This is a genomic window from Streptomyces sp. NBC_01288 (assembly GCF_035982055.1).
In the GTDB taxonomy this organism is placed as follows: domain Bacteria; phylum Actinomycetota; class Actinomycetes; order Streptomycetales; family Streptomycetaceae; genus Streptomyces.
Map to the genome: position 1 here is coordinate 9,554,553 of NZ_CP108427.1, position 20,024 is coordinate 9,574,576.

Consider the following 20,024-nt stretch of genomic DNA (forward strand, 5'->3'; position numbering starts at 1 on the left):
CGGATCACCGCCGCTAGGTGACCGCGAGAGCGCCCTTCGGTTGCTTCCCGAAAGGCTCTCGGCTTTCATGCCCCCTCTTTCCCCCGCCTCCGTCGTCACCACGCTCCGCGCCGCGGGCTGTGTCTTCGCCGAGGACGAGGCGCGACTGATCCTCTCCACCGCGCGTACCCCGGACGAACTCGCCGCCATGGTGGACCGCCGGGTCGCGGGCCTGCCCCTCGAACACGTCGTCGGCTGGGCCGAGTTCAGCGGCCTGCGCATAGCCGTGGAACCCGGCGTGTTCGTGCCCCGCCGCCGTACCGAGTTCCTCGTCGAACAGGCCCTCGCGCACGCCCCGGACGCGTCCGTCGTCGTGGACCTGTGCTGCGGTTCCGGCGCGGTGGGCGCCGCGCTGGCCGCAGTCCTCGGCCGGGTCGAACTGCACGCCGCCGACATCGACCCCGCGGCCGTGCGCTGCGCCCGCCGCAATGTCGTTCCCTACGGCGGCCAGGTCCACGCGGGCGACCTCTTCACGGCACTGCCCGACGCATTGCGCGGCCGCGTCGACATCCTCGCGGCCAACGTGCCGTACGTCCCCACGGGCGAGGTCGGCCTCCTACCTGCCGAGGCCCGCGACCACGAACCCCTGGTCGCCCTCGACGGCGGCACCGACGGCCTCGCCATACTCCGCGAGGTCGCCACCGGGGCGCCCGACTGGCTTGCCCCCGGCGGCTGCCTCCTCGTCGAGACGAGCGAGCGTCAACTCCCGGCGGCGGTCGAGGCGTTCACGCGTGGTGGGCTGGAGACGCGGTCGGCGTATTCGGAGGAGTTGTACGCGAATGTTGTGATCGGGGTCAGGGCGGTGGGGGCGGTCAGGTCGTAGCGCGGGGGCAGTTGGACGTGGCTCGGCGGGGTGCAGGGTGCGGGGTTCGGGGTGCTGTCGGGTGGGCTGGGTGCGGGCGCGTCGGAGGGGGTGCCGGTTGGGTCGTGGCGCCGTTGCCGGACGGGCTGGGTGTCCGACTGGCTTGCCCCCTGGGGCTGTGCCCTCGTCGATGCGCGTGTGCGTCAACTCCTGTCAGCGGTCGAGGCGTTCACGAGTCCTGGGCTGGAGACGCGGTCGGCCTACTCCGAGGAGTTGTACGCGAACGTCGTAATCGGCGGCGGGGCGGCGGGGCCTGTCAGGTCGTTGCGGCGCTGCCAAACAGACGGGGCGCAGGTTTCGGGCCGCAGTTGGGCGGGCTGGGTACGGCGCTTGGGCTGCGATCGCCGGGTCCCTCGGGTCCCCGGCCGCCGGGCCCGCCCCGTCTGTTGCTCGGGCCCTTGTGGTCGAAGGTGCCCGTGCACCCGGTGCGGGTGCGGGTGCCGGCGTCGGAGCGGGTGCCCGCCAGGTCGCGGCGTCGCTGCTGGACGGGCTCGGCGCGGTGCTTGGGGCGCGGGCGCCGCGTCCCCAGGGGCGACGTCGTGAGCGCTCGGCCACTTTTGTCCCTCGCTCAGGTTCTGCGGTCGAAGGTGTCGAAGGTGTCCGTGAAGGCCCGGTCGGCGGTGGGCGCGGGCGCCGCGTCCCCAGGGGCCGGGATCGTGAACGCTCGGCCACTCTCGTCCCTCACCCAGGCCTTGCGGTCGGAAGGTGTCCGCGAAGCTGCGGCTGGCGGTGCGGGTGCGGGTGCGGGTGCGGGTACGGGTCAGGTTGTAGCGCCGCTGCCGGACGGGCTCGGCGTGGCGCTCGGGCCGTGGTTGCCGTGTCCCCAGGGGCCGGGGCCCCGGCCGTCCGGACCGCCCCGTCCGTCGCCCGGGCCCTTGCGGTCGAAGGCGCCTGTGAAGGCTCGGTCGGCTGTGCGGGTGCCGGTGGTGGAGCGGGTGCCGGTCAGGGAGGTTGTGTCGCCCTTCTTGAGGGCGGCGGTGCCCTGGGGTGTGGCGTCGGCGCCCACGGTCCAGGTCCATGACGTGCCGTCGTCGCTCTTGACGGTGACCTGGTCGCCGTCGACCTTCGTGACCGTTCCGCGCTGCCAGATCCGTACGACCCACTTGCCGGTGGCGTTGTCCTTGACCGTCGCCTCGCCGTGCACGGCCGCGCCGCCGAGGCCGAAGCCGCCCCCGTGCCGGAAGCCGGGGGCGCCGGGCGACGGTGTTCCCGACGGGGAGCCTGCGGCGGCGGGTACGGCGGCGCTGCCCGTACCCCCCGATGTCGCCGCGTAGGCGACCGTGCCGCCGAGCGCCAGTACGCCCACGGTGGCCACGGCGATCACCGCCCGGGAACGCCTCGACCGCTGTCGCCACAACCGGTCGAGACCTCGATCGCGTTCAGCTCCGCCAGGGCCCGTGAGTACCTCCCACTCGGGCGCGTGGTCGGGCATCGGAGGTACCGCCGCGCTCTCGCCGGCTTCGTGCTCAGGATCGTGCGTCACGGCTCGCTCCCTAGGCCACGCGCGCGGCATCCCACCGGCACGCCTGCCTGTGATTCTCCGGGGCGGGCGATAAAGAAGCGGTAATAAATCCCTGTGAATCGGGAGCCGTACCACCCGCCATGACCCACTCCCGATTATGCAACTAGTTGCACAAAGGCCTCCCCGTCCTCTACAAAAGAGGCACGACACCGCGCACGGAGGCCCCGATGAGCCGTTACCCGCACCTGCTGAACCCGCTCGACCTGGGCTTCACCACACTGCCCAACCGTGTCCTCATGGGCTCCATGCACATAGGCCTGGAGGAAGCCGAGCGCGGGTTCGAGCGCATGGCGGAGTTCTACGCGGCACGCGCGCGTGGTGGAGTCGGCCTGATCGTCACCGGCGGCATCGCGCCCAACGAGGCCGGCCGGCCCTACGACGGCGGCGCCAAGCTGACCACCGACGCCGAGGCCGCGCAGCACAGCGAGATCACCGCCGCCGTGCACCGCGAGGGCGGGCGGATCGCGATGCAGATCCTGCACTTCGGGCGGTACGCCTACCACCAGGACCTCGTCGCGCCGAGCGCCGTCCAGGCGCCGATCAGCCCCTTCCCGCCCCGCGCGCTCACCGACGACGAGGTCGAGCGGACCGTCGAGGACTACGCCCGCGCGGCCCGCCTCGCCCGGCAGGCCGGGTACGACGGCGTCGAGATCATGGGCTCCGAGGGCTACCTCATCAACGAGTTCATCGCCGCGCAGACCAACCACCGCGACGACCGCTGGGGCGGCTCCTACGAGAACCGGACGCGCTTCCCCGTCGAGATCGTGCGCCGGGTGCGCGAGGCGGTCGGCGAGGACTTCATCATCGTCTACCGGCTGTCGATGCTGGACCTTGTGCCGGGCGGCTCCACGCTCGACGAAGTCATCAGGCTGGCCAAGGCGGTTGAGGCCGCCGGGGCGACCATCATCAACACCGGCATCGGCTGGCACGAGGCCCGCATCCCGACCATCGCGACCTCGGTGCCGCGCGGGGCGTACACCTGGGTCACCAAGAAACTGATGGGCGCGGTCTCGATCCCGCTCGTCACCACCAACCGCATCAACACCCCTGAGCTGGCAGAGCAGTTGCTCGCCGACGGGTACGCCGACATGGTGTCGATGGCCCGCCCGATGCTCGCCGACCCGGACTTCGTCGCCAAGGCCGCGGCCGACCGTTCCGACGCCATCAACACCTGCATCGGCTGCAACCAGGCCTGCCTCGACCACACCTTCAGCGGGAAGATCACCTCCTGCCTGGTCAACCCGCGCGCCTGCCACGAGACCGAACTCGTCCTCGCCCCAACGCGGTTGAGTAAACGCGTAGCGGTGGTCGGTGCGGGTCCGGCGGGACTCGCGTGCGCGGTCTCCGCCGCCGAGCGCGGCCACCAGGTGACGTTGTACGACGCCGCGAGCGAGATCGGCGGACAGCTCAACGTCGCCCGACAGGTCCCGGGCAAGCAGGAGTTCGACGAGACGCTGCGCTACTTCCGCACACAGCTCGACGAGCACGGAGTGGCCGTACGCCTCAACACCCCCGTTACGTCAGGTGACTTGGCGGACTACGACGAGATCGTCGTCGCCACCGGCGTCTCCCCGCGCACCCCCGACATCCCCGGCGTCGACCACCCCAGCGTCGTCGGCTACCTCGACGTCCTGCGCGACCGCGTCCCCGTCGGCGACCGCGTCGCGATCCTCGGCGCGGGCGGCATCGGCTTCGACGTCGCCGAGTTCCTCACCGACGGCGGCGACAAGGCGAGCGAGGACCCGGCGACGTACTTCCGCGCCTGGGGCGTCGACATGGACTACGCGGCACCCGGCGGCCTCACCGCACCCGAGCGGCCCGCCCCGCCGCGCAGCGTCCACCTCTTCCAGCGCAAGGCGACCAAGGTCGGCGCAGGCCTCGGCAAGACCACGGGCTGGATCCACCGCACCGAACTCAAGCACCGGGGCGTCACCATGGTCCCGGGTGTCCAGTACGACCTGATCGACGACGCCGGACTGCACGTCACCGTCGACGGCCGCTCCACCGTCCTGGAGGTCGACACGGTCGTCCTGTGCACCGGCCAGGACCCGCGCCGCGACCTCTACGACGAACTGACCGCCGCCGGCCGCAGCGTGCACCTCATCGGCGGTGCCGACGTGGCCGCCGAACTGGACGCCAAGCGCGCCATCAAGCAGGGCACCGAGGTCGCGGCCGCCCTCTGAGGCCCGTCCCCAGGACCGAGGCCCGTCCCTAGGATGACCCCATGTCACTCCCGCACGCGATCCTCACCGCCCTTCTGGAGAAGCCGTCCTCGGGGCTTGAGTTGACCCGGCGCTTCGACCGGTCGATCGGTTACTTCTGGTCGGCGACGCACCAGCAGATCTATCGCGAGCTGGGAAAACTGGAGGCCGAGGGCCAGATCAGGGCGCTCGCGACCGAGCAGCCGGCCCGCGGCCAGAAGAAGCGCTACGAGGTCCTGCCCGCGGGCCGCGCCGAACTGGCCCGCTGGACCGCGACCTCCCAGGACCCCAAGCCGCTGCGCGACACGATGCTGCTGCGGCTGCGCGCGGCGGCGGTCGTCGGAACGGACGGCATCGAGACCGACCTGCGCCACCATCTAGCCCTGCACCAGCGGCAGTTGACGGAGTACGAGGAGATCGAGAACCGGGACTTCCCGCCCGGCCGGGACAGCCCCCAGGACCGGCTCCAGCACCTCGTGCTGCGCGCCGGCATCGACCTGGAGACCTTCTGGACGCAATGGCTCACGCACGCGATCGAGGAGTTCGCCGAGCTGCCGTAGAGCGTCGGGGGGTGGTGGCCGTAGGACATGGGGGAGGGGCCGCCGGTCGCCGGGCGGCCCCTCGTGGTCGTGGACGGTCAGAGGCGGTACGGCTTCGCGCGCCTGCGCAGGAACCAGGCCGTCGCGATGACGCCGACTCCGACCAGGCCGCCGCCCGCCGCCAGGGTGAGGGGGCCGTAGTCCTTGGTGGCCCCGCCGAGGCCGCCCATGACACCGCGCGTGGGCGAGGCCGTGGCGGAGACGGCGGGGGTCGTGGACCTGGACACGATCACGGACTGGGTGCCCGCGGGCGTGCTGGCGCTCTGGCACATGACGATGATGGTGTAGGTGCCCGGGGTGACGTTCGTCCAGGCCGTGGACTGGCTGACGGTCGTCCCCGCCAGGGTCGCCTTGCGGCCCTCGGCGAAGCTCCCCTGGCTGCTGGTGACGAGCGAACCGGTGCCCCAGACGCCCGTGGTGCGGTTCTGCGAGCACGCGCTGGTCGTGACCGAGACCGTGGTCCCGGTCGTGCTCACGGAGATCCCCGACGCCGCGCCGGCGGTTCCGGCGGTCAGGGCGAGGGGAAGAGCGGCGGCGGCTGTCACGGTCAGGCCGGAGCGGAGTAGTAGCTGAAAAGTGCGCATGGGACTGCCCTCCGGCGGCACGGTTGGCGGAACATCCCTTGCGCCGCCGGGATCGGGAAACGGCCGTGCTGCCTCCAAGGAAGCCAACGTGTTCCCGGCCCGTCCCGCATGCGGACGGGGACCGGGCAGGTGACGGATTCCTTCGTCCGGCTCAGGGGTGATGCGCGGTCAGGGGCGCGGGCGGAGTCACCTGGGTTCACCTGGTGGGTGCGGCGGGGAGCGGCCGCTCCTGTACGAGGGTGACGTGCGGGTTGTCGGGGGAGGCGGGGTGCCGGGTGAGGTGTGAGGTAGCGATCGGCGGGTCCTCGGGCGTTGGCAGGGGCAGCGGCACCAGCGCGCCGGACGCCGGCTCGGCCAGGCGGAGATGACGGGGGAGGACGGTGATCCTGGCTCCGGGCACGACCGTCGCCGGTACCCCGCGCGGCTCGGGCACGGTGATCGAGGTCTGCCCGCCGAGCCGGGCACCGAAGGCGCGCCGCCAGTAGCGGCACGCGATCGGCGGATCCTCCGTGTACGACACGAGGGGCAGCCCTGTGTGGCGCGGTGAGTCCCTCGGCCCCGACGCGCTCCGCCCACGCGGGCGAGGCGACCCGCACGAACTCCTCGTCCGCCGACGGCTCCCAGGCCAACGCCCGTCCGCCGCACACCCTCACCGGTCAGCGGTGCGGCGGCGGCCGGGGCGGGATGCGGCGGGCCATGGGAATTCCCCTGGCCCGTGAGCCGGATCCCACGGTTCCCCTACGCCCCCGCGTCGCCCGTCGTCACCGTCCGCTCCGCCGAGAACCCGCCCCACGTGCCGTCCGGCAACCGCGCCCTGAGCCGCACCCGATGGCTGACCCCGGCATCCCGGCCCGCGTAGAAGCTGTACTTCGCGTGATCGCGCGGTGCGGTCCCGCCCCAGACCAGCGAGGTGGCCGGCTGTCCGTCGAGCTGGATCTGGTACTCCGTGACCACCCCGTCCGTGCGCGGCGGCACCCAGGCCAGGTCGATGTAGTACGCCCTGTCGTCGCCCCGGTGCGTGGTCGCGCGGAAGTCCGTGGGGGCGGTGCCGCTTCCGTCGTCGCTGCCGGGCGCGGTGGTGAGCGGGACGGCCGTGCTCGCGGGCGAGAGGTTGTCGGCGGCGTCCCGGGCCCGCACGGTGAAGGAGTAGCGCGTGCTCGGCCGCAGCCCCGTGACCACGGTCGCGGTCTGTGCTCCGCCCACACTGTGGATCTTCGCCCCGCCTTGATAGATGTCGTACGACACCACACCCCTGTCGTCCGTGGAGCCGCCCCAGGACAGTTGGACGGCCCGGCTGCCGATGACGCGGCCCTGCGGGGTGAGCGGACGGGTGGGTGCCGAGCGGTCGGCCGCGACGGCGACCGGTGTCCGCGCCCGGACTGTCCGGCTGCGCGGTCCGAGGCGGCCGTCGGTGTCTCGGGCTCGCACGGTGAAGGAGTACAGGGTGGCGGGCCGGAGCCTGGTGACATCCACCATGTGCTCGGAGCCCGCTACTTCCTTCACTTTCGTGGTGCCGCGGTATATCTCGTAGGTGCCGATGCCCGGGTCCGCCGTCACCGCGTCCCACATGACGTGCACGGTGGTCGCGCTTCCCGCCGCGGCCGTTACTCCCGCCGGGGCGCCGGGGGCGTGGCCGTCCTCCTCGTCGTTCATGCCGCAGGACGCGAGCAGCAGGAGCGCGGCGCACACCAGGGCCGTACGGGGGAGAGCGAGGGCGGCACGGAGGAGGGTGGGGGTGGCACGGAGGAGAGCGGGAGTGGCACGGAGGAGAGCGGGAGTGGCACGGACGCGTCGCACGTTTCTGCCTCCCGGCGTTGCGCGGGCACCACACGACGGAAAAGGTCCGGACCAATATGACCCGGGTGATGCGGCCGCATCAAGAGGGGCGCCGTTGCCGACCGGTCACGAGGGTTACGTATGCTGAATCCTCACGGCTGAACTCGGCCCCGGGAGTGGGCAGTTCATGCCGGTGGCGCGGACCGCTGTCGTCGCTGATCCCGCGCCGGCGCGGGCGGCCGGGTGGCCGGAGCCGATACGGGCTCGGGTCCCCGGCCCCCGTCGGGAGTGAGGCGGACTCAGGGGCCCGGTTTTCGTCAGGAGTGACACGAGCGCAGAGTCTCGGCTTCGGTCGGGCGTGACGCGAGTTCAGGGCCCCGGTTTCCGTCCGGAATCACACGAGCTCAGGGTCCCGGTCCCCGCCAGGAGTGACGTGGGCTCGGAGTCTCGGCCCCGGTCGGGAGTGACGCGGATTCAGGACCCCGATCTCCGCTGGGAATGACGTGGGCTCAGGGGCCGGGCTCCCTTCGGGAGTCCAGGCGTGCACCGTCCGGCCCCCTACCAGTGGCCGGTCGATCGGACCGGTACCAGGGTGGGCTGAGTGTCCGTCAGATCCCCCAGGAGAGGGTCCTCTATCGTGCGTGTCCAGTCGCTGACGCTGGCCGCGGCCGGCGCCGCCCTGCTCGCCCCGACCACGCTGCCTGCCACCGCCGCTGCCCCTGTCGCGTTCGTCCGGCCTCAGGCGGGGCCGGCGGCGCTGCGCGAGGGCGACGTCCGCGCCGCCGACCTGCTGGCCAAGGTGCGCGACTGCACCCCGGTCTCGCGTGGCCGGTACCGCAGCGACGACGGGGAGCGCGCGACGATCCCGGTCTGCGGCGCCAAGGAAGCCGTCTACTGGAAGGCCGACCTGGACATCGACTGCGACGGCCAGGCCGGCGCCCGCTGCAACGCGCGCACCGACCCGCTCTTCTCCTCCATGACGGCCTTCCAGCAGTCCGACGGCCGCTACTTGAACGCCGAACAGCTCCCGTACATCGTGGTCCCCGCCGCGAGCCCCCTCTGGAACCACCGGGACCACGGCATCCGCGGCGGTTCGGTCGCCGCCGTCGTCTACCGGGACCGGGTGCAGTACGCCGTCGTAGGAGACGTCGGTCCGCACGACATCATCGGCGAGGCGTCGTACGCCACGGCCAAGGGCCTGGGCATCCGCACCGACCCGCGTGGCGGCGGGACGGACACCGGGGTCACCTACATCGTGTTCAAGGACTCGCAGGTGAAGCCCATCGAGGATCATGCGGCGGCCGTGGAGACGGGGCAGCGGCTGGCGCGGCTGTTCGTGCAGGGCGCTGTCGAGCGTCCAGGGTCGTAGGGCGGAGCCTCCGAACCCTCCGGGGCGGGGCCGTCAGACCGCCGACCATCCGTCGTCGACGGGCAGGATCACGCCGTTGATGTTGCTGGCGGCGTCCGAGGCGAGGAACACGATGGCGGCGGCCTGTTCCTCGGGCTGGGCCAGCCGGCCGACGTTGACGAAGTGCGGGCCGAGCGCCGCCGGACCGTGGGCGGTGCGGTCGGCCTCCACGGAGATGTTGGTCGCCGTGCCGCCCGGGGCGATGGCGTTGGCCCGGATGCCCTGCTTGCGGTACATCACGGCGAGGTTCTTGGTCAGGCCCACCACCCCGTGCTTCGAGGCCGTGTAGGCGGCACCCGCCGCGCTGCCCCGCAGGCCCGCCTCGGAGGCGGTGTTCACGATCGCGCCCCGGCCCGCTGCCAGCATGTGCGGCAGCGCGGCCCGGGTGAGCAGGAAGGGCGCGGTCAGGTTGACCCGGATGACGCGGTCCCATTCCGCGTCCTCGACGTCCGCCAGCGCCGACATGCGGTCCATGATCCCGGCGTTGTTCACCAGTACGTCGACCCCGCCGAACCGCTCCACGGCGGTCGCCACCACCTCGTCCACCACCGCCTGCTCGCTCAGGTCGCCCGTGACCGCGACGGCGGTACCGCCCGCCTGCTCGATCTCCTTGACGACCGCGGCGGCGCCGTCCGCGTTCAGGTCGGCGGCCACGACCCTGGCACCTTCCGCGGCGAAGGCCAGGGCGGCGGCACGCCCGATGCCCGAACCCGCTCCGGTGACGATGACGCTGCGTCCGTCGAGTCCAGTGGCCATGAGGTGCTCCTGTCCGTAGTGCGAGGGCTCTGTGCCGCCCGGGTTGCTCTCACCATACGACTTAATGTCTTCGAGTGACATAAAGTCGTGCGGGCGACATGAGGCAGAATCCCGGGAGGTCACGACCGCAGCCGGAGGGGAACTGATGACCGCACCCAGCGGACGCACGGGACGCCCGCCTCTCACCGAGGCACGCAAGGCGGAGATCCGCCTGGAGATCGCCCGGGCCGCGGTGGAGTTGTTCGTCGCCCAGGGCGTCGCGGCGACCACCGGCGAACAGATCGGCCAGGCGGTCGGTGTCTCCGCGCGCACCGTGTGGCGCTACTTCCCGAGCAAGGAGAGCTGCGTACGACCACTCTTCTCGGCCGGTATCGACGTGATCGCCGCCCGCCTGCGCGAGTGGCGCCCCGGCCACCCCCTGTCCGAACTCTTCGACCCGGCCCTCGCGACCGGCCTCCTCGCCGCCACCGGCCCCGACGGCGCCACCGGCACCGCCCTGGTCCGCCTCACCCGCACGGAACCGGGCCTCCGCGCGATCTGGCTCCAGACCTACGACGAGGCGGAACCGGCGTTCGCCCGAGCCCTGGCCGACCGGGCGGGTCTACCGGCCGACGATCTACGGCCCATGATCCAGGCGGCGATGCTGAACGCGGCGCTGCGCGCGGCGGTGGAGCGGTTCGCTTGGAGCGTGGGCGAGGCCGTGGCGGGGGTGGGGGAGGCCGAGGTGGCGGAGACGTTGCGCTCGGCGCTGGCGATCGCGGCGGAGGGGGTTTCGTAGGTGCCGTAGGGGAGTGCGGCTTGGGGTGGGGCGGGGGTGGCGCTGGGCGCGACTGTGTCTCGGCCCGGGGTATCGGCGTGCTCGGGTGGGCGGCGTCGGCGGGGGAGAGCGTGGCCGGCCGGCTCGGTATGGGGGCTGGGGTCAGCGGCTCGGTCAGACGGCTCGGTCAGACGGGCCGGTCAGACGGGCCGGGCTGGTGGGTTTGGCCGGGGCCGACCGGCCCATGACCGCTGCCGAGCGCCGAGCGCCGAGCGCCGAGCGCCGAGCGCCGAGCGCCGAGCGCCGAGCGCCGAGCGCCGTCTGCTCTCCGGCTTCCGCTACGCTCCGCGACTCGCACCTTGCGCTACGACCCCCGCCTCACACCCTCCGCGCTACGACCCTGCCCCGACCCCGACCTCGCCTCACACCTTCCGATAGCTGTACGCCTCCGCGGCCGCCGCCTCCACCGCGTCCAGGTCCGCTCCCGTTGACGCCGTGACGACCGCGGCCACCGCGCCCTCGACGAACGGGGCGTCCACGAGGCGGGTGCCGGCCGGGAGTTCGTCGCCTTCGGCGAGGAGGGCCTTCACGGTGAGTACGGCGCTGCCGAGGTCGGTGAGGACGGCGACTCCGGCGCCGCGGTCGACGGACGCGGCCGCCGCGGCGATGAGTTCGGAACTGGTGCCGAGCCCGCCGCCCTCGGTACCACCGGCGGCGGCGAGCGGTACCGAGGCGCCCGAGCCGGACAGCCCCCGCGCCAACTCGGCCACGGAGAGGGCGACTTCAGCGCTGTGCGACACCAGCACGATGCCCACGAGCTTCTCGTCACTCACCGGTGGCCTCCGCGGTCGCGGCTTCCTGGAGTGCGGCGATCAGCAGCGACGAGGACGTGGCGCCCGGGTCCTGGTGCCCGATGCTCCGCTCCCCGAGGTAGCTCGCCCGGCCCTTGTGGGCCTGCAAGGGCGTGGTGGCCACGGCGCCCTCCTCGGCGGCGGCGCGTGCCGCGGCGAAGCCGTCCGGGAGCGCGTCGACCGCCGGGACGAGCGCGTCGATCATGGTCTTGTCGCCGGGCGCGGCACCGCCGAGGGTCATGACCGCGTCGACTCCGGTGCGCAGCGCGAGGGCGAACTCCTCCTCGCTCACCTCGGCGGCGTCCCCGAGCGCCTTGCCGGTACGGCGCAGCAGCGTGCCGTAGAGCGGACCCGACGCACCGCCGACCGTCGAGATGAGCGTGCGTCCGGCGAGCATGAGGACGGCACCCGGGGTGTCCGGTGCCTCCTTTTCCAGGGTGGCCGTCACGGCGGTGAACCCGCGTTGCAGGTTCGCGCCGTGGTCGGCGTCGCCGATGGGTGAGTCGAGGTCGGTGAGCCGTCCCGCCTCGCGGGCGACGGAGGCGGCGGTCGCCGTCATCCAACGGCGGAAGAAGTCGGCGTCGAGCACGGAATCTCCTTGCGTGGTGGGCGAGTTGACCGGGTGTGCCGCCGGGTCACATGCCCCAGCGCAGTCCCGGCGTCTTCACCGGCGCGTCCCACAGCCGCAGCAGTTCCTCGTCGATCTGGCACAGGGTGACCGAGGCACCCGCCATGTCGAGGGACGTGACGTAGTTGCCGACCAGTGTGCGGGCGACGGCGACCCCGCGCTCGGCGAGGACGCGGTGGACCTCGGCGTTGAAGCCGTAGAGCTCCAGGAGCGGGGTCGCGCCCATGCCGTTGACGAGGAGCAGGACCGGATTGCGCGGCGACATGTCGTCAAGGATCGCCTGGACGGAGAAGTCGGCGATCTCACCGGAGGTCATCATCGCCCGCCGCTCCCGGCCCGGCTCGCCGTGGATACCTACGCCCAACTCCAGCTCGCCCGGCGGCAGATCGAAGGTGGGGGAGCCCTTGGCCGGAGTGGTGCAGGCGCTGAGCGCGACACCGAAACTGCGCGAGTTCTCATTGACCTGCCGGGCGATCGCCGCCACCCGGTCCAACGGCTGCCCCTCGGCCGCGGCGGCCCCCGCGATCTTCTCCACGAACAGCGTCGCACCGGTGCCGCGCCGCCCCGCGGTATAGAGACTGTCGATGACGGCGACATCGTCATTGACCAGCACCTTGGCGATCTGGATGCCCTCGTCCTCGGCGAGCTCGGCCGCCATGTCGAAGTTGAGGACGTCCCCCGTGTAGTTCTTCACGATGAACAGGACCCCGGCCCCGCTGTCCACAGCGGCCGCGGCCCGCACCATCTGATCGGGCACCGGCGACGTGAACACCTCACCAGGACAGGCCGCCGACAACATCCCCGGCCCGACAAACCCGCCATGCAACGGCTCGTGCCCCGACCCCCCACCGGAAACAAGCCCCACCTGCCCGGCCACGGGAGCGTCCCGCCGCACGATCACCCGGTTCTCGACGTCCACGGTCAACTCGGGATGGGCGACCGCCATGCCTCGCAGCGCGTCCGTGACCACGGTTTCCGCGACGTTGATCAACATCTTCATGGGTACCTCCTGGCGGGGCTCATGCTGTTGGCCGGTCGAGGGCGGCTCGAACGCCCCTGCGGCAAGTATCGACCTTGCGGGAGTGAAGGTCACGGGCCTGGACGAGCACGGCCGTGCCAGGCTGGGTCGGTGCAGTCCCCGATCCGCTTCTGCCCAGGCGGGTCCTGCCCGCCGAGACCACGGTCCGCCGATTGCCGGCCCGTGTCTACGGCGACGCACTGGACCGGGCCGTCGGACGCCGACTTGCCGACCGCCGCCCGAAAAAGACCGGGCTGCGCGGACTCCCGGTTGACGGCAAGAGCCTGCGCGGAGCCGCCAGAGCGAACGGCCGCAAGATCCATCTGCTCGCCGCACTGGAGCACGCGACGGGCCTGGTCCTGGCCCAGCTGGACGACAGCGAGAAGACGAACGAGATCACCTGCTTCCAGCCGCTGCCGGACACCGTCGCCGACCTGGCCGGCGTCGTCGTCACCAGCGACGCCCTGCTCACCCAGCGCGAGCACGCCGACCACCTCCTCGGCCGGGGCGCCCACTACATCGTGATCGTCAAGGGCAACCAGAAGAAGCTGTGCCGCCAGCTCAAGTCCCTTCCCTGGAAGGACATCCCGCTTCAGGGACGCACCCGGGGCATCGGCCACGGCCGCTCGGAGATCCGACGGATCAAGGCCGCCACCGTCAACGGCCTTCTCTTCCGCGGGGCCCGCCAGGCTGTCCGGATCAAGCGCCGGAGCACTGACCGCAAGACCGGCAAGACCACCGTCAAGACGATCTACGCCGTCACCAGCCTGACCACCGAGCACGTCATCGCGGCTCAACTTGCCGAGCGCGTCCGCACCCACTGGAAGATCGAGGCGCTGCACCACGTCCGCGACACCACGTTCGCCGAGGACGCCTCCCAGCTACGGACCGGCAACGCACCCCGCGCGATGGCCACTTGGCGCAACCTCGACATCGGAGCCCTGCGCACGGCCGGAGTGAAGAACATCGCAGCCGGCCTCCGCCACAACATCCGCGACCCTCGCCGCGCCCTCGCACTCCTCGGCCTCGGATGACCACGAAGATGACCACGAACCGGACGCCGCACGACTACACCGAAGCCCTGCCCAGGGGTGCGGCCGCCGCTCCGCGGGAGCACCCTGCCGATTTCTTGCCTGTTCCGCTTGTTTGGAGTGCACTCCAAGGCCCTAGCGTTGAGGGCATGCCTTTATCGCTAGGGTCTCGCCGACGTCCTAGAAGGCTGCCGAGCCTCTATCGCCGGCTCCCGGATAAGCGAGAAATAAGCGGGAGTCAGGCGACCGATATCCCAGGAGTATCTCTAATGCAAAAACGCAAACTAGGACAACACCTCGAAGTCTCGGCTCTCGGGCTCGGCTGCATGGGCATGAGTTTCTTCTATGGTCAGCCACAGGACACAACCCAGATGACGAAGCTGCTGCGGGCGGCTGTTGACCACGGCGTGACTTTCTTCGACACCGCCGAAGTCTACGGCCCGTTTACCAATGAGGACCTGGTCGGTCGGGCGCTGGCACCGGTCCGCGACCAGGTGGTGATCGCCACCAAGTTTGGAATCAAGCACGGCGAGCACGGGCCGACCCCGATGTCCGGGGTCGACAGCAGGCCCGAGCAGATCCGCCAAGTGACCGAGGCTTCGCTCAAGCGTCTTCAAACCGAAAGCATCGACCTGCTCTACCAACACCGCGTCGACCCCAACGTTCCCATTGAAGACGTGGCCGGCACGGTCAAGGAGCTGATCGCCGAAGGCAAGGTGAAGCACTTCGGCTTGTCCGAGGCCGGTGCCGCGACGATTCGTCGCGCCCACGCCGTGCAGCCGGTAACGGCAGTGCAAAGCGAGTACTCGCTCTGGATGCGCGAGCACGAAACCGAAATCATTCCGACCTTGGAGGAACTGGGCATCGGCCTGGTGCCCTACAGCCCGCTCGGCAAAGGATTCTTGACCGGCAAAATCGATTCCAGCACGTCGCTGGCCGACAACGACCTCCGCCGCCTGCTTCCGCGCTTCAGCCCGGAAGCACGGCAAGCCAACCAGGTGCTGGTCGACCTGCTGCGGCAGATTGCCGATGACAAAGGAGCCACGCCGGCCCAGATCGCTCTCGCCTGGGTGCTGGCGCAGAAGCCGTGGTTCGTGCCGATCCCCGGCACCACCAAGCCGCACCGCCTGGAAGAGAACCTGGGCGCACTCGACGTCGAGCTGACAACCGGCGACCTGCTTCGGATCGAAGAGGCCGCGGCCAACATCCGGATCCAAGGCGAACGACTCCCTGAGCAGTTGCAGTCACGGTTCGGCCGCTGAACCCCGCCCGACCTTCTGGGCGTTGCTGCGGTCGGGAACCGTGCGCGACTCTTGGGTACGCCCGATCGACCGTCAGGCCACATTGGCGCGCGCGGCCAGAGCCTCCTTGTGGAGTGCGCGAGCGGACTCTATGAGATTCGTGGTGTCGGGTCCCCACATCAGGCGGATGACGTAGCGCTCGAACGGCGACTGCTGCATCAGGTACGCGATCGGCAGGAACGCCTTGCTCGCCAGGACGGACAGAGCCCCCTTGACCCGGCCGATGCCCATCGATCGGTCGATCGGCGGGCCCTGGCCGACACCGCACCCGTCATCGGTGGCCATCTGGTGGCCGAGCGTGCAGCGGTCGTGCGGACGGGGCCCGATCTGCCGTGCGGTGGCAGGTGCGCTTGGGGTCGCGGGGTTGTGGCGTCCCGAAGGGTGCTGGACAAAGGCGTGTTCGGGCCGGCCAAAGCCTGGGAGCGGCGTTGTCTGTTCATAGGGTGAGGGCGACGGCCTGGGCCTTCTCACCTGCGCCGCGAGGGGGCGTCACATGTGTCAGGAAGTGCCTGCCTTCCCGGTTTCCAGCGCCGTGGTGGCGAACTGTTCGACCAGTGCGGCGATGCGGGCCGCGGCGGTGACGTTCAGGTGCACTCCGTCCGGGGTGGTGGTGAAGCCGTGGCGGCGGGTGATGGATTCCCAGGAGCGCCGCAGGAGGAAGCGCTGCGCCAGGGTCGCGGCCAACAGCTTCTTGGTTCCGTCCCACGGTGTCGGCGGTTCGTCCGTGATCAGCTCGGCGATGCGGTCGTGCACGGGCAGGACCGGTACGTCGGCCTCCGTGGCGACGGCCTGGACGATCGCGTTGTACGGGGCCAGGTGGTCGTGCCATCGCCCCTTGGTCGTGCCGCCCAGCGGTGGCAGAGACATGAGGGCGACGGCGGCGGTTGTCTCGGTCCGCAGCCGGTGGACGATCTGCCGGAGATTGTCCTCGTACCACTGGGCGGTGGGCCGTTGCGGAAGGTGCTGTGCCTTCATGTAGCCGTCGGACCAGGAGGGGGAGATCTGTGCCAGCGCGTCGTTGGTGCCGATGAGGACGGTCACCACCGAGGGACGGCACGCGATGATGTCGTCGAGGCGGGAGAGCAGGTTCCAGGCGAGGTCGCCGGCGAATCCGGCGTTGACGGTGTCCATCGCGGGAGCCAGGGAGTCGGCGACCCGGGTCACCCAGTTGGGGGTCATGGCGCCGTGGGTGATGCTGTCGCCCGCACAGACGAGTACCGGTCTTCCGCTCGGGCGGGTGGCGTAGCGGCGGGGGCCGATCGGCTTGGGGAATCCCCTGTCGCGTGCGGTTCCGCGGGGGTGCTGAGGGTCTACGGGGGCGTTGTTCGTCATCGGGTCCTCTGTCCGGTTGTCGGTACTTACGTCCATGATCGGCTGGGCGCCCTTCATGCACGGTGATCGACCCGCTGCCAGGGGCCTGGCCATGTCCTGGTCATGTCCTGGGCGTGACACCGGGCCGAGTGCCCCGCGTCACGGGACCGCTGTCCGCGGCCATGGGCCCGCGCCGGGCCACCGCACCCGACCCGGGCCGAGGTGATCGGCCCCCGGCCGGGTGTGTCGTGCGGCGACACGGCCGGCGATTCCGCCGGAAGTTCCTCAGGCCCCGTCTCCGGACGCCGGGCGAAGGCGACCGTCCGCATCGGTACCGGTCGGAGGCCCCGGAAGCACGAGGTCGAGCGTGCTCAGGCGGTGCAGCAGGTCATCGATGGCCCCCGCGCGTGCGTCGTGGTCACCGTCGGCCTCCAGCCATGCGTCGGCGGCGACCTGTAGTACCGCGTATGCGGTGTGCGCGGTCATGACGACTCGGAGATCGTCGGCGGGGCGGTGCATGCGCTCGGCGATCGCCGCCTTGAGATCGCCCGCGTAGCGCGCGCCCAGATCCCAGAGCATGGCCCGGGGCACCGGCGAGTTGTCGATGATGCGGCGCAACGCGGCGTCGCGCTCGTCGCCGGCGACGCCCTGAGCGCACTTGCGAACGGCGGCACCGAGAGCAGCGTCCAAGGGCTCCTCGACAGGTCGCTCACGCAAGGCGCCGCCAAGATCCATCGCTTGTTCAAGACGCGCCAGGATCAGCAGATCCTTGCTCGGAAAGTAGCGATAGAGCGTTGTGGTGCCGACCTCGGCCTTCGCGGCGATCTGCTCCATCGTCGTCTCGTCGTATCCCTGGTCGACGAACAGGTCGAGTGCCGTGTCGATGATCTGTGCCCGCGTCCGAGCGGCCTTGAGTTCACGCAGTCCCATGACAACAGCATAGCGGGTTTAACCCCTGATCGGTATTGACACCTTGTCGGGTATGACTACATGGTGGGAGTCACTACCGTTTTGTTTGGTACCTCTCACAAAGGAGTGGAGATGCCACCTGCTACCTCGCCGGCGTCCGACACCACCGCCCTGGACAGCGCGGACAGCCCCGTCATCTCTCTCCCTCGGTTGGGCGTCGGCGTCGTCACGTCGACAGTCGGGGCCCTCGTCGCGCTGTTCACTCCGGTGACCCTGCTGTTGACGCTGAAGCTCGACTCACTCACCGACTCCGGAGCCGAGGCGGCGTTCGGTCTCATCACGGGGGCGGGCGCGATTTTCGCTTTCGCGGCCAACCCGATCGCCGGCCATATCAGTGACCGGACCGCGGCCCGGTTCGGCCGTCGACGCACCTGGATCCTCACCGGCTCTCTCTGCGGGTCCCTCGTGGTGGTCGCGCTCGGCTTCACGACCGCGGTCTGGCAGGTCGCGGTCCTGTGGTTCCTGACGCAGACCGTCTTCAACTTCCAGATGGCGGCCACGGGCGCGCTGTTCGCCGAGCAGGTGCCCGCCGAGCGGAGGGGCACCTTCTCCGGACTCATCGGGCTGATGGGCGCGCTCGCGCCGCTCATCGGCATCGCCGCGGTCAGCGGTTTCTCCGATCAGCGGGTCAAGTGGTGTGTCGTCGCCGGAATCTCGGCGTTCCTGGGAGTCCTCGCCGTCCTGCTGTTGCGGGAACGGCCTCGGGACAAACCCGCCGTGAAAGCGCCTCTGCGCCCGGCGGAACTCCTGAAGTCCTTCTGGCTGGACCCCCGGGACCATCCCGCGTTCGGCTGGGTGTGGGCGTTGCGCTTCCTGGTCATCTGCGGTGCCGCGAGCAGCAGCTACAACGCCTTCTTCGCCCTGCACCGGCTCGGTCTCGACGACGATGCCGCCCAGTCTTTCGTCCTGCTGGCGGCAGTCGCCAGCGTCGTGCCCATGGCGATCGCGGGTCTGGTCGCAGGGCCGCTCTCCGACCGGATCCAGCGGCAGAAGCCGTTCATCGTCGCCGGGGGCGCCATCATCATCGTCGGGCTCGTCCTCATGGCGATCGCCCAGACGCGAGGGGTCGCCTATGCGGCGGCATCGGTGATCGGCCTGGGCACCGGCACCTTCGTCTCGGTCGACTCGGCGATCTCCATCCGCCTGCTGCCCAACGCCGACGACGTCGGCAAGGACCTCGGCATCCTCAACCTGGCCAACACGCTCCCGCAGTCCGTGGTGCCGTTCATCGCGCCACTCCTGCTCTTCATCGGCGGATTTCCGGTCCTCTACCTCACACTCGCCGTCCTCGTCGTCGCCGGCGTAGCCACGGTGTTCCGGCTGCCGGAGATCGGCCGTGAAGGCGATCCGCGCTGGGCCCCCCTCACCCGTGACCGCACGCCCGTCGCTCCGGAAGCTCCGGAAGCTCCGGACGTGCTCGAACCCATCCCGTCGAAGGAGATCTCATGAACACCCTGTCCGTGTCCTCGTACAGCCTCCGCGAGCAGTTCGGCCCGCTGGTCTTCGACTTCGTGGACCCCCAGGGCAATCCCGTGCACATCGAACTGCCCTACCCGAAACTGCTGAACCTCTCGGAGTTCCCGGCCCGCGCCAGGGACACCTTCGGCGTCGACACCATCGAGACGGTCGCCTTCCAGTTCGCCGGGCTCGACGACCCGGAGATCGACCTGTTCGGCGACGCGCTCGCCGCCTCCGGTGTCCGGCTGGTCAATGTCGCGATCGACGTCGGCGACCTGCTCGAACCGGACGCCGACAAGCGCGCGGCCGACATCAAGCTCACCAAGCGGTGGATCGAGCGATTCACCGCCATGGGGGCGCAGTTCGTACGGGTCAACCCCGGCTCGCCCTTCAGCCGGCACAACGAGGCCACGCCCCCTGCCCAGTTGATCGACGGGCTCGGCGAGGTCGGCGCGTTCGCGCAGCAGCAGGGTTCCCGGCTGCTCGTGGAGAACCACGGTGGCCCGAGTGCCGACCCGGTCTGGATGGGGCAGTTGCTGAACGCCGCGGGGCGCGACGCCTGCGGCCTGCTGCTCGACCTCGGCAACTTCGACGTCCTCACGTCCCGCGCGATGGCGGGCTTCGGGGACGCCCAGGGCGCTGAGCCGACCGACCCGGCCGAGCTGTACGCGTCGCTCGACCTGACCCCCGTGTACGACGCCGTCGACGCGCTGGCCGAGTACACCGAGCTGGTCAGCCTCAAGGCGAACTACGTCACCGAGGACGGTGCCGTAGGACCCGTCGACCTGCCGCGCGCGCTCGGGATCCTCGCCGCCCACGGCTACACCGGCCCGCTCTCGGTCGAGTACGAGGGCACCGGCGGCGACCCCTGGGCGAAGAGCGCCCGGGTCCTCGAAGTCGCCGCGTCCGCACTCGCCGAATCCGGCACAGCCCCGCACACCGCCCCGTAGCCA

The 20,024-nt window shown here is 70.9% G+C and carries 20 protein-coding genes; 9 read left to right on the forward strand and 11 right to left on the reverse strand.

All coding sequences use genetic code 11. From position 1 onward, the window contains the following. The first annotated feature begins 67 nt into the window (after window positions 1-67). On the forward strand, window positions 68-862 hold the full coding sequence (locus tag OG194_RS42935) for a putative protein N(5)-glutamine methyltransferase (RefSeq protein WP_327406129.1): 795 nt from the start codon (window positions 68-70) through the stop codon (window positions 860-862). A gap of 799 nt (window positions 863-1,661) precedes the next feature. Here the strand turns inward: OG194_RS42935 and OG194_RS42940 are convergent. Next, a complete protein-coding gene (locus OG194_RS42940; protein WP_327406130.1) occupies window positions 1,662-2,384 on the reverse strand; it encodes a hypothetical protein in 723 nt (240 codons plus the stop codon). Between the two features lie 206 nt (window positions 2,385-2,590). Here OG194_RS42940 and OG194_RS42945 point away from each other — a divergent pair, with 206 nt between their 5' ends. Continuing rightward, window positions 2,591-4,606: an NADPH-dependent 2,4-dienoyl-CoA reductase gene (locus tag OG194_RS42945; protein WP_327406131.1), complete on the forward strand. Its 2,016-nt coding sequence runs from the start codon at window positions 2,591-2,593 to the stop codon at window positions 4,604-4,606. A gap of 41 nt (window positions 4,607-4,647) precedes the next feature. Next, window positions 4,648-5,184, forward strand: a complete 537-nt coding sequence (locus OG194_RS42950) for a PadR family transcriptional regulator (protein ID WP_327406132.1) — start codon at window positions 4,648-4,650, stop codon at window positions 5,182-5,184. A 77-nt stretch (window positions 5,185-5,261) separates the two neighbouring features. Here the strand turns inward: OG194_RS42950 and OG194_RS42955 are convergent, their stop codons facing one another. From OG194_RS42955 to OG194_RS42965, 3 genes are all read right to left on the reverse strand, one after another. Further along, entirely contained in the window at window positions 5,262-5,807 is a 546-nt protein-coding gene (locus OG194_RS42955; protein ID WP_327406133.1) for a hypothetical protein, read from the reverse strand. Between the two features lie 196 nt (window positions 5,808-6,003). Continuing rightward, complete coding sequence (locus OG194_RS42960; protein ID WP_327406134.1) at window positions 6,004-6,327, reverse strand: hypothetical protein; 324 nt, start codon at window positions 6,325-6,327, stop codon at window positions 6,004-6,006. A 218-nt stretch (window positions 6,328-6,545) separates the two neighbouring features. Further along, window positions 6,546-7,460, reverse strand: a complete 915-nt coding sequence (locus OG194_RS42965; protein WP_327407389.1) for a fibronectin type III domain-containing protein — start codon at window positions 7,458-7,460, stop codon at window positions 6,546-6,548. 760 nt (window positions 7,461-8,220) lie between these two features. Between OG194_RS42965 and OG194_RS42970 the strand changes: the two genes are divergently transcribed. Further along, complete coding sequence (locus tag OG194_RS42970) at window positions 8,221-8,952, forward strand: glycoside hydrolase family 75 protein (RefSeq protein ID WP_327406135.1); 732 nt, start codon at window positions 8,221-8,223, stop codon at window positions 8,950-8,952. Window positions 8,953-8,985: 33 nt separating this feature from the next. Here the strand turns inward: OG194_RS42970 and OG194_RS42975 are convergent, their stop codons facing one another. After that, window positions 8,986-9,747 (reverse strand): SDR family NAD(P)-dependent oxidoreductase, encoded by a 762-nt coding sequence (locus OG194_RS42975; protein WP_327406136.1) that lies wholly within the window; start codon window positions 9,745-9,747, stop codon window positions 8,986-8,988. Window positions 9,748-9,892: 145 nt separating this feature from the next. Between OG194_RS42975 and OG194_RS42980 the strand changes: the two genes are divergently transcribed. Then, the gene (locus OG194_RS42980) at window positions 9,893-10,525 is read left to right on the forward strand and encodes a TetR/AcrR family transcriptional regulator (RefSeq protein ID WP_327406137.1); all 633 of its coding nucleotides are present in this window, start codon (window positions 9,893-9,895) and stop codon (window positions 10,523-10,525) included. 401 nt (window positions 10,526-10,926) lie between these two features. On the opposite strand, the gene OG194_RS42985 is transcribed toward OG194_RS42980, so the two are convergent. Genes OG194_RS42985 through dhaK form a run of 3 tightly spaced genes read right to left on the reverse strand, consistent with a single transcriptional unit; the run spans window position 10,927 to window position 12,983 of the window. Continuing rightward, the gene (locus OG194_RS42985) at window positions 10,927-11,337 is read right to left on the reverse strand and encodes a PTS-dependent dihydroxyacetone kinase phosphotransferase subunit DhaM (RefSeq protein WP_327406138.1); all 411 of its coding nucleotides are present in this window, start codon (window positions 11,335-11,337) and stop codon (window positions 10,927-10,929) included. Next, entirely contained in the window at window positions 11,330-11,944 is a 615-nt protein-coding gene (gene dhaL / locus OG194_RS42990) for a dihydroxyacetone kinase subunit DhaL (RefSeq protein ID WP_327406139.1), read from the reverse strand. The genes OG194_RS42985 and dhaL overlap by 8 nt, the downstream gene beginning before the upstream one ends. Window positions 11,945-11,990: 46 nt before the next feature. Then, window positions 11,991-12,983 carry a dihydroxyacetone kinase subunit DhaK gene (dhaK, locus tag OG194_RS42995; protein ID WP_327406140.1) on the reverse strand — a complete coding sequence of 331 codons (993 nt, stop codon included), beginning with the start codon at window positions 12,981-12,983 and terminating at the stop codon, window positions 11,991-11,993. A 113-nt stretch (window positions 12,984-13,096) separates the two neighbouring features. Here dhaK and OG194_RS43000 point away from each other — a divergent pair, with 113 nt between their 5' ends. Both OG194_RS43000 and OG194_RS43005 read left to right on the forward strand, forming a co-directional pair. Continuing rightward, window positions 13,097-14,035 carry an ISAs1 family transposase gene (locus OG194_RS43000; RefSeq protein ID WP_327406141.1) on the forward strand — a complete coding sequence of 313 codons (939 nt, stop codon included), beginning with the start codon at window positions 13,097-13,099 and terminating at the stop codon, window positions 14,033-14,035. Between the two features lie 266 nt (window positions 14,036-14,301). Then, the gene (locus OG194_RS43005; protein ID WP_327406142.1) at window positions 14,302-15,294 is read left to right on the forward strand and encodes an aldo/keto reductase; all 993 of its coding nucleotides are present in this window, start codon (window positions 14,302-14,304) and stop codon (window positions 15,292-15,294) included. 72 nt (window positions 15,295-15,366) lie between these two features. Here OG194_RS43005 and OG194_RS43010 read toward each other — a convergent pair whose 3' ends face one another. From OG194_RS43010 to OG194_RS43020, 3 genes are all read right to left on the reverse strand, one after another. Then, window positions 15,367-15,618 carry a hypothetical protein gene (locus tag OG194_RS43010; protein ID WP_327406143.1) on the reverse strand — a complete coding sequence of 84 codons (252 nt, stop codon included), beginning with the start codon at window positions 15,616-15,618 and terminating at the stop codon, window positions 15,367-15,369. Window positions 15,619-15,831: 213 nt separating this feature from the next. Continuing rightward, the gene (locus tag OG194_RS43015) at window positions 15,832-16,701 is read right to left on the reverse strand and encodes an SGNH/GDSL hydrolase family protein (protein ID WP_327406144.1); all 870 of its coding nucleotides are present in this window, start codon (window positions 16,699-16,701) and stop codon (window positions 15,832-15,834) included. A gap of 228 nt (window positions 16,702-16,929) precedes the next feature. Continuing rightward, window positions 16,930-17,574 carry a TetR/AcrR family transcriptional regulator gene (locus OG194_RS43020; protein WP_327406145.1) on the reverse strand — a complete coding sequence of 215 codons (645 nt, stop codon included), beginning with the start codon at window positions 17,572-17,574 and terminating at the stop codon, window positions 16,930-16,932. 111 nt (window positions 17,575-17,685) lie between these two features. On the opposite strand from OG194_RS43020, the gene OG194_RS43025 reads away from it, so the two are divergent. Continuing rightward, window positions 17,686-19,062 (forward strand): MFS transporter, encoded by a 1,377-nt coding sequence (locus tag OG194_RS43025; protein ID WP_327406146.1) that lies wholly within the window; start codon window positions 17,686-17,688, stop codon window positions 19,060-19,062. Continuing rightward, complete coding sequence (locus OG194_RS43030) at window positions 19,059-20,021, forward strand: sugar phosphate isomerase/epimerase family protein (RefSeq protein WP_327406147.1); 963 nt, start codon at window positions 19,059-19,061, stop codon at window positions 20,019-20,021. Before OG194_RS43025 ends, OG194_RS43030 begins: the two co-directional genes overlap by 4 nt. The last annotated feature ends 3 nt before the right edge of the window (window positions 20,022-20,024 follow it).

Bases quoted from the DNA above. Each gene is read 5' to 3' on its own strand.
- OG194_RS42935 (WP_327406129.1), top strand. From the start codon at position 68: ATGCCCCCTCTTTCCCCCGCCTCCGTCGTCACCACGCTCCGCGCCGCG.
- OG194_RS42945 (WP_327406131.1), top strand. From the start codon at position 2,591: ATGAGCCGTTACCCGCACCTGCTGAACCCGCTCGACCTGGGCTTCACC.
- OG194_RS42950 (WP_327406132.1), top strand. From the start codon at position 4,648: ATGTCACTCCCGCACGCGATCCTCACCGCCCTTCTGGAGAAGCCGTCC.
- OG194_RS42955 (WP_327406133.1), bottom strand. From the start codon at position 5,807: ATGCGCACTTTTCAGCTACTACTCCGCTCCGGCCTGACCGTGACAGCC.
- OG194_RS42965 (WP_327407389.1), bottom strand. From the start codon at position 7,460: ATGAACGACGAGGAGGACGGCCACGCCCCCGGCGCCCCGGCGGGAGTA.
- OG194_RS42975 (WP_327406136.1), bottom strand. From the start codon at position 9,747: ATGGCCACTGGACTCGACGGACGCAGCGTCATCGTCACCGGAGCGGGT.
- OG194_RS42980 (WP_327406137.1), top strand. From the start codon at position 9,893: ATGACCGCACCCAGCGGACGCACGGGACGCCCGCCTCTCACCGAGGCA.
- dhaK (WP_327406140.1), bottom strand. From the start codon at position 12,983: ATGAAGATGTTGATCAACGTCGCGGAAACCGTGGTCACGGACGCGCTG.
- OG194_RS43005 (WP_327406142.1), top strand. From the start codon at position 14,302: ATGCAAAAACGCAAACTAGGACAACACCTCGAAGTCTCGGCTCTCGGG.
- OG194_RS43010 (WP_327406143.1), bottom strand. From the start codon at position 15,618: ATGGCCACCGATGACGGGTGCGGTGTCGGCCAGGGCCCGCCGATCGAC.
- OG194_RS43015 (WP_327406144.1), bottom strand. From the start codon at position 16,701: ATGGACGTAAGTACCGACAACCGGACAGAGGACCCGATGACGAACAAC.
- OG194_RS43020 (WP_327406145.1), bottom strand. From the start codon at position 17,574: ATGGGACTGCGTGAACTCAAGGCCGCTCGGACGCGGGCACAGATCATC.
- OG194_RS43025 (WP_327406146.1), top strand. From the start codon at position 17,686: ATGCCACCTGCTACCTCGCCGGCGTCCGACACCACCGCCCTGGACAGC.
- OG194_RS43030 (WP_327406147.1), top strand. From the start codon at position 19,059: ATGAACACCCTGTCCGTGTCCTCGTACAGCCTCCGCGAGCAGTTCGGC.